We start from the raw sequence: 12,056 nt of genomic DNA on the forward strand, positions 1-12,056 counted from the left end.
TCACGCTTATTAAGAAACCCCTACACTTCTTCAAGTGCAGGGAGTTAACTTTGTTTGTGTTGGCTATTTTTGCGCTTGTTGGCTATTTTTGCGCTTGTTGGCTATTTTTGCGCTGCACCAACGGGAATTGGTTCACCAAGAATTTTGGCGAATCTTTGTAAATAGAAATCTACAGGATTTGCTACTGTTTTAATTGAGGAGCGATGTCTTACCAAATTCCACCATATCTGCAAACGAGGTGTTTCTGCTGTTAGTGTGAACTTACGGAAGTGTTCTAACAGTGGTAAACGTTCAAACCAAGGATAGAAACTGATATCTACAAGGCTAAACTCATTTCCTAACAAATATTCACCTTTGCCTAATCCTTCTTGTTCAATATATAGAAGTGCTTCTGTGAACTCTTTTCTTCCTTGTTCCTGTTCTTGGGTATCTTTACCACGGAGAAATTTGTTAAAAGCGGGGACAAAGCGAGTATTAGCATAATCTATCCAGATGCGAGCCTGTGCTTTTTTTGCCGGATCGCGCGGTAATAAGGGTGGTTCGGGGAAAACTTCATCTAAATATTCATTGATAATCGCAGATTCGTAGACTATAAAATCGCCATGTTTGATAGCCGGAACTTTACCATAACGGGAAATCTGCGTATACCCATCTGGTTTATTCTGTAAGTCAATTTCTATCGGCGTAAAGTCAATGTTTTTTTCCAGCAATACTACACGGGTGCGTTGAGAGAAAGTAGATGCTTTAGCAAAGTAAAGTTGTATGTCACTCATGAAATTTTTTCCTTGTAAATAGCGTGAATGCAGACTATTTGAGATTGCACAACTCAAACCAGAGCAGTAATACCGTTTCACTTTAAGTTTGATACAAATAGGCCGCAGAGCAGCAGGGGAGCAGAGGAGAAATTATTTGTATCATTTATAGGGTGAAATGGTATAAGACAGAAGCGAGAAGTGTTGATTTGTGCAGTTAATTAATAGGATGGCAAATCTCTACTCTGCTGCTTATTATACTACTTATTGTCGAGCAAATTATAGTAGTTTGTTCATTAAAATTTTTACAAATTAGAGTCACTTCATATCAAAAACAAGAACTATTTCTGATACATTATGTAATTTAATTTACTAACTGTTTTGTTTTCAAATGAATTAAATTCACAATTTGCGGCAGATGTTGCCAGAACAACAGCGAACCTAAGATGCAAACTATACCGCCTAAAATCAGTGTACTTGAAGCCTGAAAGTAATGTGCCAGAGTTCCTAGCAGCAAATTACCGAAAGGAGCCATACCCATAAAACACATAGCATAGAAGCTCATTACCCTACCTCGTTTGCTATCTTCGACAATCAATTGCAGCACTGTATTACTAGCAGCTACTTGAAGCGTAGAACTCCAGCCAACTAATACCAAGGCTAACTGAGAAACCCAGAAAACTTGAGACACAGAGAAAAATATGAAGCCAATTCCCATTATGGCTGGACAAAAAGCGATTAGACGCTCTAAACCTGCTACATTTTGCCGAAAGCAGAGATAAACACAAGCAAAAACTGATCCCATCGCTGCTGCGGCTGAGAGAAAGCCCAAGGTTTCCGAGTCTCCGCGCAGAATTTCTACTGCAAAGATGGGTAGAAGTGTCGTGTAAGACATATTTACTAAGCTGGCTACTGCTAGTAATAGCAAAATTGAACGCACAGGCAGGAATTGATAAGCATATTGAAATCCTTCTTTCAACTTCTGCCATGTATTACTCCTGTGTATTTCTACTGCTTTATGTGTAATCTGCATTGCAGAAATTGCCCAAATAGCCACCAGATAGCTGAGACTATCGTAAAGAAAGCAATATCCTGCACCAAACTGAGCAATAAAAATTCCACCAACAGCAGGGCCAATCAGACGCGCACCATTAAGAAAAGCGGCATTTAAAGCAATGGCATTTCCCATCAGTTCACGACTGACCATATCACTAACAAATGCTTGGCGTACAGGAACATCTAATCCCTTCAGTAAACCCAACAATGCACTCAGAGTCAACAATGTTGAAAAATTTGACCAACCCAAAAATGTGATGATTGTCAGAATTGCAGATAGAGATATACCTACAACTTGAAGTAGCAGCAACAGGTGATGACGGTTGTAGCGATCGGCTAAAATGCCTGAAATTGGGGCTAGTGCAAACACTGGTAATTGACCAAAAAATCCTGCTAACCCCAACAGTAAAGCTGAATCAGTTAATTGATAAATCAGCCAGAGAATTGCTACTTGTGTCATGAAATTACCTGTCATCGACAATGCTTGCCCAGCAAAGTACAGGCGATAATTACGGGATCTAAAGGCAGGTAAATCAAGATTTAACTTGAATCTAAACTGAGAGAGTAATTTCATTAATTAAGTCAAAAATGTCACACTCTGCGCCCCTCTGCGCTGATTTTGCGTACCTCTGCGTTTAAAGCCTTTTTAACGCAAAGGTACGCAGAGGTTTTCTCAAAATAATTACACTGTTACTAATTCTCGGTTAGCAACTACTGACTCAGGTTTGACCCAAACCCGATCTAAGCCACCACTCAGCAGCCGATATTGTTGGTTGGGGTCTTGTTGTGGGTAATCCATACGTTTGTGCATACCTCTGGTTTCTTGACGTTGCAAACCACTGTTGTACATCCACCGCGCCGTAGCAAGCATCGCCGCAGCTTCGCGCGATCGCAAAATTTGGCTATTATCTGGTGTGTGGCTATGGCGGATTTCTTGCCAGAGGTTATCAAGTCTTTCTAGAGATGCACTTAACTCTGTAGCACTGCGGAAAAGGTTGCGATCGTAAGGGAAAACTTCAGCTTGAGTTGCGGCGATCGCTTCATCTGGAGAAAATTTATGATGACCATCTCCATGCAATCCTGCTTCCCCAACTGGGTGTACACTGCGCTGGCTGGCTTTTTCACCCAAACTCAGCGCATAGTTAGCAGCAGATTGTCCAGACCAGTACCCAGAAGACATTGCCCAAGCTGCATTATGGCTACCACCACCAGTGAAGCCACCACAGATTAATTCTCTAGTTGCTGCATCTCCCGCCGCATAAAGTCCATTCACTGAGGTAGCACAGGTATAATCTGCAATCCGAATTCCACCAGTACCGCGTACAGTTCCTTCCAAACGTAAGGTTACTGGAAATCTTTGCGTGAAGGGATCAATACCAGCGCGATCGAAAGGTACAAAGAAGTTAGGCTGAGATGATCGCATCCAAGCTTTTGTCTCTTCATCCATGTTTTGGTCAAGACGAGCATAAACTGGCTGAGTCAACAAAGTTTTGGCAATCACTGAACGACCGCGCTTTGAACCTGCACCTTCAATGACTGTGCCATCTTCATAGGTGAAAGAAGCCCAATCGTAATACCGAGTCTTGGTGACAGAAGAAAACGCTGGAGAGATGGCATAGGCATTAGAAAATTCCATCCCGGAGAAATCCGCACCCGCCTCGGCTGCCATCAATAGACCGTCTCCTGTCAAGACATTACAACCAAGAGCCTTACTCAAGAAAGCACAGCCACCTGTAGCAATCACAACTGCTGCGGCCTTCACTGTCCAAGGTTCCCCAGTTTGACGATTAATCCCTTTTGCTCCAGCTACAGCACCTTCTGCATCTACTAACAACTCTAAAGCTGGGCTGTGGTCTAAAATTTTTACTCCTGCTTGCTTAATTTTTCGCCGCATGAAGCGCATATAATCTGGCCCTTGCAAAGAGCGACGGATAACTTTGCCATCAGCATCAACACTGAAAGGATAGCCTTCATCTGCTAGGGAGTTAATGTTGTCGTAGGTGCGATCTAATACCTTAGTCATCCACTGCCGATCAGCCAGGAAACCTCCCATCGCTTCCCGACTGGCCATTGCTGCTTCTCGTTGTTCTGGGTCTGGTGGAACATACCATACACCATTACCAGAAGCTGCGGCTGCACCACTTGTACCGCAGTAACCTTTATCCACTAAAACGACTTTTGCACCACTAGAAGCTGCACTCCAAGCTGCCCAAGTTCCGGCTGGGCCACCACCGATAATTAAAACATCGGTGGTTAAATTAACACCAGAAGCATCTTGACGAGAGTATGTCATGAAATTTACTCCTTTAATAGTCAGAAAAGGGGAAGGGCGGAACTTCCCCAAGAGCGAGGCAAAACATGGAAACACTTTTAAGAATTGGGAATTTGCCAATCTTTGATATCAAAATCTGATTTCAATAATTTCTGCTCGGAGAGAAACTGCTTTGTGGAATTTAAGAGTTTTAATCCTTCGGGTGTAAAAGGTTCTGTAGGATAAAGGTTGATTGGGTATGATTCTTTAGCGATCGCTAATGGCACATTTCCACTTGCCTGTGCCGCAAACTGATAAAATTTCTCTGGATTAGCTTTGATTTCCTGCAAAGCTTGTAGTCTCATTTGATTCCACTTTTGTGGTAGTTCTGGGTGACGAGAGAGAAAATTCTCTGTCACAACACTTACCCCTGTCCCTACTAATCCTTGATGATCTTTGGCTTGATCAAGCACAGGAAATCCTTGAGAAGCTAATGTTGGCCCAGCCCCCATTGCAAAGGGATAAGCAGCAATATGTCCCCGTTCCAATGCTGCTTTCGCATCAGCAGAAGGGATTTGCACTACTTTGACATCCTTGGTAATTCCTTCTTTATCTAACAAACCCATCAAATACCGATGGGGATAAGTACCTTTGGCAACCCCGATTTTTGTACCTTTAAGTTGTGCAACTGAGCCTACACCATTTTTACTAGTAATTAGCCAAGCATTCTGACCAACTCTTGTCTGATTAATCAATCGAGTTGGTAAACCTGCGGCTCGACCAACTAAAGCTGGGGTATCTCCATACAAACCCATATCTAATTGACCGCTAACTAAGGCTTCGTTGAGTGCTGGGCCGCCTACAAAGGGAATAAATTTTACTTCTGTCACACCCAGGCTTTTGAGCGCAGGTGTTAACTTTCCTTTTTGCAATGCCCAACCCTCTGGGCCAATTGGTAATTTGCTTTCCGAACTAATAAAACCAACCCGCAAAACCCAGGTTTTCGGCTTTGTCGAATTAGCTGCTGTATTAGATGAAGCAACTGCTGAGTTATCAGACTGGCCTTGTTGAGAAGTACAACCAGTCAGAGTAAATAAAAAGGCAACAGTTGTGATGGAAACTAAAAGACGATGAAGAAAGCTGCACTCAATTACTTGGGAATTCATAGAGTGGGAATTAGGAATTATTTTGTTGCGATCGCCAAGGTAAGATTCTACCTTGAACATCTGTAGGTAAATTGCTGCTACTTTGCATCACGGGATAGTAGTAAGCAGACTTCTCAGTTTTGGCGGCTGGTGTGCGTCCTTTTCCCCAGCCGACGTTTTTGCGATAACTACCAAGTAAGCCAGACGCTATCAAAGTTTCTTCATCCACTGGGACTGATTCATCAGCGTTGGGATCAACATACAGTGCATCTACAGGACAGTACAGTTCGCACATATAACAAGTTTGACAATCACTCTGACGAGCAATTTTCGGCGCACGTCCTGGTACTGCATCAAATACATTGGTAGGACAGGCTGTGACGCAAAGATTACATTTAACACACCTAGATTCACTAACTAATTCAATCACAGTGCAACTAACTCCTTATTGACGATTTCTTGTTCAGGTTTTGCCCAGACCTTATCTAATCCGCCACTAATTAACCGATATTGCTGATTAGCATCTTGTTGGGGATAATCCTGATGTTTGTGCATTCCACGAGTTTCTGTCCGAGCTTGTGCTGAAGTATACATCCATCTGGCAGTGGCAACCATCGCCGCAGCTTCTCTGGCGGCTAATGTTTGACTGTCTGTTGGAGCAGCACTATGACGAATTTCTCGCCATAAACTATGCAATCTTTCTAAGGAATCGCTTAAGCCTTGTTCAGTACGGAAGAGGTTGCGATTATATGGTAAAACTTCTGCTTGGGTAGCTTGAATAACTTCTTGCGGATTAAAAGTATGACTACTCTCAGAGCTAATTTCCGCCCCAGCTTCAGCCGCCATTAAATAACCATCGCCAGTCAGGACATTGCAACCGAGGGCTTTACTCAAGAAAGCACAACCGCCAGTAGCAATCACTACTGCTCCTGCTCTGACTGTCCAGCGTCCACCGGCTTGACGACGAATTCCTTTAGCTCCGGCTACTGCGCCTGTTTGGTCTACTAACAATTCTAAAGCGGGGCTATGGTCAAGAATCTGTACTCCAGCTTTCTTAATTTGCTTACGCATCAGACGCATATACTCTGCACCTTGCTGGAGGGAACGATAGTAAGGTTGTCCTTGTTGGTCGGACGGAAAAGGATAACCCCAATTACCTAACTGATGGAGATTTGCATGAGTTAGGTCTAATACTCGCTCCATCCAATCTCGTTCTGATAAAAACCCTCCCAAAGCTTCCCGACTCGCCATAGCGGTTTCGCGTTGTTCAGGGTTTCCTACATACCACACACTGGTTCCACCAGATGCAGTTGCACCACTAGAGCCACAATAGCCTTTGTCTACTAAAATCACCCTGGCTCCACTAGCCGCAGCATTATAAGCTGCCCAAGCACCAGCCGGGCCGCCGCCAATTACTAAAACATCAGCCTCTAAATCTAGATTGGAGTCAGTCGTAAATGATGGCTCAGACGCTAATTGATTTGCGCTCACTAGCTCTCACTCCTTAATTCATAGACAGTCATATTTTTAAAATCACAGGCATAACTAGCTAAATTCATCTGTGCATAACTTAGAGAAAGACTGGAAGACTTATTTGTAAGGTAATACAGATGATTGCCAATAAAATACTAATCATCGACCGATTTAACGGGGATTAATTGAGCAGTATTGCATAGCATTAGACAAAATTCAAGTGTTTCGCAATTAAAAAATATGTAAATCTAAATTTATTGTGTGCGAATAGTTAGGGTCGCTAATTATTTTGCTGCTTCGTTTATACTTAACTAAATAGGACTTACGCACGGGTAAGGAAGAACAAACCGCATAGACGCGTCAGCGGCTTCCTGCAGGGTGGAGACAAAGTACACGAAGACGTAAGAGTTTGAGAGAGTTTTTGCGTAAATCCTATTCTCATTAAAATGCTTAGTGACTTTTTTGAATAAGACATCTTGCTTTTTTCAGATGTTTGTGGGAAATTCTATTTTATCATTAAGTACAGTAAACCTACCTGCTTACAGTACATTAGCTATTGATGATAAACAGCTTGGCTGTCAATAGTGAACTGCATAAGCCAGTATCTATAGATAGTTAAAAAGCTCTAGAAAAAGCCTTATCAAAGGCTGTTGATTATTGATTCTAGACCGCAAAGTTTCAGTTAAAGAGTCTGGGATTTTTAAGAAAAAATTATCCCCAATTGTGGGGTAAGTATACTTCGGCAAGCTCAGTACAAGTCCTGCCCGCCCTTGAAATAGGGTTTGGCTCACGTGCTTACTCGTAGCTGTTTTTACTCACAATACTTACTGTTGGAACTACTTTTGCTTAGTGTTGCTTTGCATCTCTGCTAAGAGATTAGTTTGACAGAACTTACTTTTTGATAGTGCAATCTCAAAATTTTATACTCTAAGAACGAAGATTCATCATTATGGAACCCGATCGCAATTCTCATCAACTTCCTCAAGACAATACACAATTGCAAGCTGAAACGACAAGCCCTCACTCTTGTAATAGTAGAAAAGGACTTGGCAGATTTTTTTTACAAGACGGTGTAAATAGACGTTCATTTCTCAGACACGCTAGTTTTTTTACTGCTACTAGCGTTATCGCTGGAATGATTGGTTCACCTTTCGGTTCTTCAAAAAAGGGAGATATTGCACAAGCTAAGGAAAGTGCTTGGGGTAAAAACCGTGCTAAAGATTTTGAGTATATCAAGTTTCGCCAACGAGCTTTTCAAGTACGTGTTCAAGCAGCGCAAAATAATCAGCAGATTGAGATTCCACCGCATCCCACGAACGGTGATGAGGAACGCTATGCTAACAAAATCGCCACTGACACTAGAGGATTGCCACACAATCAACGAGGCGAAGTTGATCTAAAAGCTTACGAATCTTTGGCTAAGGCTTTAAAAACACAGAATCCTGATGATTACGAAAGGATTATCTTAGGTGGTGCGAGGAAATTGGTTAATCCTCAAGGGCCTTTGGCAATTAGCCTAGAAGGAATCAATGCTTCTCAGATATCAGTTCCGCCACCACCAACTCTAGATAGTGCAGAACAAGCGGCCGAGGCAGTGGAACTCTACTGGCAGGCTTTATTAAGAGATGTACCTTTTCATAGGTTTGATAGAGATGAAAATATCTTAGCGGCGATCGCTGAACTGAATAGCCTTTCCTCATTCCGAGGGCCAAAACAAAATGGTATTGTGACTCCTTAAACCTTATTTCGTGGCAGCGTTATTTATGTTGATGAACGCGATCGCTCTGGTAGAACAGTAAAATATGTTACTCCTCCAGGAGTGACAGATGGCCCTTATATTTCCCAATTTCTGTTGCGGGAAATTCCTTACAACACTCAGGTTATTTCACCGTTGATTCGTACTGCCCTTGCTGGTAGGGAAAATGACTTCCTAACTAATTATAATGAATGGCTAACTGTTCAAAATGGAGGTAATTCTGGCAAGTCCATTAAGTACGATCCGACACGTCGTTTTGTATTTACTGTCCGTGATCTAGGTGAATTAGCACATATCGGTGGGGCTTTGTTCTTCGGAGCTTTGTTAATTTTGAGCAGTAGTAACGCGCCTTTGAATCCCGGTAATCCCTATATCAACTCCAAAACTCAACAAGGTTCTGCGGCTACATTTGCACCAGCGCATTTTCAAGCCTTACTCAACTTGGCTCCCTCGCGGGCAATCAGGGCTTCATATTGGCAAAAGTATTATGTCCATCGACGTTTAAGACCAGAAGCTTATGGTGGACTGATTTACAACAACATTGTCAATAGAACTAACTACCCAATTAATTCTGAGGTCTTAAAGTCCACAGCTTTAGCTCGAACTTTTAGCACATTTGGCACTTATCTATTATCCCATGCTTACCCAGAAGGCGCACCATTCCATCCTTCCTATACTGGTGGTGCTGCCTCCATTGCTGGTGTGCAAGCTACATTGTTGAAAGCTTTTTTTGACGAGAACTTTATCCTTCCCAACCCTGTAGAACCAGATCCCAGCGACCCAACCAAACTAATTCCCTATAGTGGGACACCTTTGACAGTCGGTGGAGAGTTGAATAAATTAGCTACAAACTATTACATTGGTCGTGGTCACGGTGGTATCCATTGGCGTTCAGATGGTGCAGCTGGCTTGGCTTTGGGTGAAGAAATTGCAATCAGTATACTCAGAGATGAAAGACTAGGATACAACGAGAAATTTAACGGTTTTACTTTCACCAAATTTGACGGTACAAAAGTTACTGTCTAAATCGATTGGGCATACAGAACGCAGTTGCTTTACTTGAGAATTCACAAGTGGAGCAACTGTTGTCATAGGGCAATTTTCTAGATATTGAAAAAGGATAATTCGTAATGTTTTGATATCTTGCACCAAGCGACTAGAAGTCGCGGCTACACAGGCAAAACCCGCCTGTGCGGGTTTCAAACTCTTGATGTTGTGTTAGTCCGCGTAGGCGGACTTCGTTTGTATAGCCGCGATTTCTAATCGCCAAGGCTAGTGGTTTACCAAGGAAATTTTGCATGGTGGACAGAGGAGGGGCTGGGGAGAGTTACTTTCATTTCTCCCCCTGCAAGGTCTACACAGCAATATTGGGTTGGTGGACTACTAGGTGCAAGATGTGAGCCTCTAACTAGCGCGGCGACGCACTAGCAAAATATAGAAGAAACACAGACTAGCCAACGTTTTAAAGCGAATAAATCGTATACTTGTCCAGACGCGAAGTTTATTGTCTCTACAAACCTGATATTCTCACTAGACAACCTTAACTGAAGCGTCAGAGATAAGACTTGATTTTATCTAAATATCTGTGATACTCTGCTTTCATCCATAAAATACAGTTAATCGATAAGCTAACCGTATTTTATAAATATACAGTGTGCATTAAACGGGAATCACCCCTTATGCCAAAAGATTGGTATGAATGGCACGACCTCTACAAGACTGAGCCTAGATTGCAGCAGCGTCTAGAAATCGTGCGAGAATTTATTGGATATAGCTTGAATGCGTCTCCAGATGGAGCTATTCGGATAGTCAGTGTTTGCGCGGGTGATGGACGAGATTTATTAGGAACATTGGAAAATCACCCTCGGAGAAATGACGTACACGCAAGACTTGTGGAACTCAACCCCCAATTAGTTGAACGTGGACGCGCAACTATAGAATCTTTGGGTTTAGCCAAGCAAATTGAGTTTATCAATGGTGATGCAGCGATCGCCAATAATTATGTAGGTGCAGTACCAGCAGATATTGTGATTGCTTGCGGTGTCTTTGGCAATCTGACTGAAGCAGAACTCAATCGCTTATTAGATAATTTAAGTTTTCTGAGTAAACCTGGTGCTTTTGTTATCTGGACACGCGGACACTCTAACGGTATTCCCTATTCTGAGAATGTGCGAAAAGTTTTAAGTACGTCTGGATCTGCAGAAGTTAACTTTAAAATCACAGCTACGGGTGACATGGGTGTAGGTCTTCATCGATACTTTGGTGAAAGTTTACCCCAACCCAAAGAGCAACAATTATTTGTGTTTTCGGGCGTTCCTAGTAAAGCGAGGTAATAATGGCTATTCAAAACACATTATCTACTTGGGAAGAACTTTTAGAAACTGCTAGAAAAAATACCTCTGCACGTAGAGTAAAAAGACCAGGACAATCACCTTCTACTGCACCAATACCCAGCAGTTTACATAAACTTCCTCCAAACACTCAACCTCCAGTCTTACTGTACCGAGATACTAATTCTTGGTGTCCTTTTTGTGAACGAGTTTGGTTTGTATTGGAAGAAAAAGAAATTCCCTTTGCAACGGAGTTTATTGATTTAAGCAATAAACCCAAGTGGTATACAGATTTGGTTCCTACAACTCTTGTACCAGCTGCCAAGATAGAAGGGAAATTGGTGTATGAATCTAAAGATATTCTCTTGGCTTTAGAAGAAAAGTATCTTAGTCCTGCATTATTGCCGGAGAATCCAGAGGAAAATGCTGTTGCTAGACAGTTAGTTGAAGAGGCTGAGACTAACGGATTTAGAGAGATTGCGTTTAAATTTCTCAGAGAAGCACCCGCCGATGCTGATGAGTTAGCAAAGTTACAAGCAGAATTTGAAGCGAAGTTAGATGAACTTGAGCAAGCTTTAGGGAAATATCCAAGCCCCTTCTTTGTCAGTACATTTAGCTTGGTAGACATTATGTATAGCCCCCATCTCGATAGATTGGCGGCTAATTTACCTGTGTATCGGGGATATCACATCAAAGGAAATCCGCGCTTTCCTCGAATTAACGCTTGGTTTGATGCACTAAATCAACGTCCTGCTTATCATCGGGTGAAGTCGGATAATATTACCAACAATTTACTATTGCGTCGGAGATGGGGTGTAGAACTGATTGGTAATCCCTTACCTTTAGATGCAGCAGATAGCGAGAATATTCAATATCGCGCGGAAGCAGCTGAGAGATTGAGCGATAATCGAGAAGTTGCGATCGAAGATATTATCAAAAATTCTGGAGTCCAAGCAATAGCAGTAGATGGTGATTTGACCACAGTTAAAGACGCGGTTGATTTTCACCTGCGGGAACTCGCTGATTATCTCATTTCTGGTAATGGCGAAATTTTACCGGGTGGTCGAACTGGTGGTAAAAATAGCAGTGTTGATTCTATCTTCGCTGCTGTGGGGGCGATTACTTTTGCATATCTAAGAAATCGCATCTGTGCGCCGCGTGACATGAGTGCTGGTGCAGCAACGGCGTTTCGTGCGGCGATAGATAAGTTGTTGGCTTCTGTTTATTAATTTTATCGGTGTGGCTGATGAGTAGTAGTAATAAGCTCACGCAAAGGCGCAAAGGCGCAAAGTA

At 42.4% G+C, this 12,056-nt stretch carries 11 protein-coding genes; 4 read left to right on the forward strand and 7 right to left on the reverse strand.

Annotation, left to right across the window (positions count from 1 at the left end):
- Positions 1–101 precede the first annotated feature (101 nt).
- The 6 genes from NOS7107_RS26370 to NOS7107_RS26395 form a co-directional block, all read right to left on the reverse strand.
- On the reverse strand, positions 102–773 hold the full coding sequence (locus NOS7107_RS26370) for a glutathione S-transferase family protein (RefSeq protein WP_015115971.1): 672 nt from the start codon (positions 771–773) through the stop codon (positions 102–104).
- Positions 774–1,116: 343 nt separating this feature from the next.
- Positions 1,117–2,382, reverse strand: a complete 1,266-nt coding sequence (locus NOS7107_RS26375) for an MFS transporter (RefSeq protein WP_015115972.1) — start codon at positions 2,380–2,382, stop codon at positions 1,117–1,119.
- A gap of 108 nt (positions 2,383–2,490) precedes the next feature.
- Entirely contained in the window at positions 2,491–4,101 is a 1,611-nt protein-coding gene (locus NOS7107_RS26380) for an FAD-dependent oxidoreductase (RefSeq protein WP_015115973.1), read from the reverse strand.
- A gap of 77 nt (positions 4,102–4,178) precedes the next feature.
- Positions 4,179–5,285: an ABC transporter substrate-binding protein gene (locus NOS7107_RS26385; protein ID WP_216594392.1), complete on the reverse strand. Its 1,107-nt coding sequence runs from the start codon at positions 5,283–5,285 to the stop codon at positions 4,179–4,181.
- Positions 5,236–5,634, reverse strand: coding sequence for a ferredoxin family protein (locus NOS7107_RS26390; protein WP_015115975.1), 399 nt, complete (start codon positions 5,632–5,634; stop codon positions 5,236–5,238). Before NOS7107_RS26390 ends, NOS7107_RS26385 begins: the two co-directional genes overlap by 50 nt.
- Positions 5,631–6,695, reverse strand: a complete 1,065-nt coding sequence (locus NOS7107_RS26395; protein ID WP_015115976.1) for an FAD-dependent oxidoreductase — start codon at positions 6,693–6,695, stop codon at positions 5,631–5,633. Before NOS7107_RS26395 ends, NOS7107_RS26390 begins: the two co-directional genes overlap by 4 nt.
- Positions 6,696–7,626: 931 nt before the next feature.
- On the opposite strand from NOS7107_RS26395, the gene NOS7107_RS29890 reads away from it, so the two are divergent.
- Together NOS7107_RS29890 and NOS7107_RS29895 are read left to right on the forward strand one after the other, a co-directional pair.
- A complete protein-coding gene (locus NOS7107_RS29890) occupies positions 7,627–8,415 on the forward strand; it encodes a hypothetical protein (protein ID WP_367579758.1) in 789 nt (262 codons plus the stop codon).
- A gap of 81 nt (positions 8,416–8,496) precedes the next feature.
- Positions 8,497–9,459 carry a vanadium-dependent haloperoxidase gene (locus NOS7107_RS29895; RefSeq protein WP_367579760.1) on the forward strand — a complete coding sequence of 321 codons (963 nt, stop codon included), beginning with the start codon at positions 8,497–8,499 and terminating at the stop codon, positions 9,457–9,459.
- Between the two features lie 130 nt (positions 9,460–9,589).
- Here NOS7107_RS29895 and NOS7107_RS28890 read toward each other — a convergent pair whose 3' ends face one another.
- The gene (locus NOS7107_RS28890) at positions 9,590–9,733 is read right to left on the reverse strand and encodes a hypothetical protein (protein ID WP_157374161.1); all 144 of its coding nucleotides are present in this window, start codon (positions 9,731–9,733) and stop codon (positions 9,590–9,592) included.
- Between the two features lie 379 nt (positions 9,734–10,112).
- Between NOS7107_RS28890 and NOS7107_RS26405 the strand changes: the two genes are divergently transcribed.
- On the forward strand, positions 10,113–10,766 hold the full coding sequence (locus NOS7107_RS26405) for a class I SAM-dependent methyltransferase family protein (protein ID WP_015115977.1): 654 nt from the start codon (positions 10,113–10,115) through the stop codon (positions 10,764–10,766).
- A 2-nt stretch (positions 10,767–10,768) separates the two neighbouring features.
- The gene (locus NOS7107_RS26410; RefSeq protein WP_015115978.1) at positions 10,769–11,992 is read left to right on the forward strand and encodes a glutathione S-transferase family protein; all 1,224 of its coding nucleotides are present in this window, start codon (positions 10,769–10,771) and stop codon (positions 11,990–11,992) included.
- Positions 11,993–12,056: the final 64 nt, after the last annotated feature.

Origin of the sequence: Nostoc sp. PCC 7107, from assembly GCF_000316625.1 — a bacterium.
In the GTDB taxonomy this organism is placed as follows: domain Bacteria; phylum Cyanobacteriota; class Cyanobacteriia; order Cyanobacteriales; family Nostocaceae; genus Nostoc_B.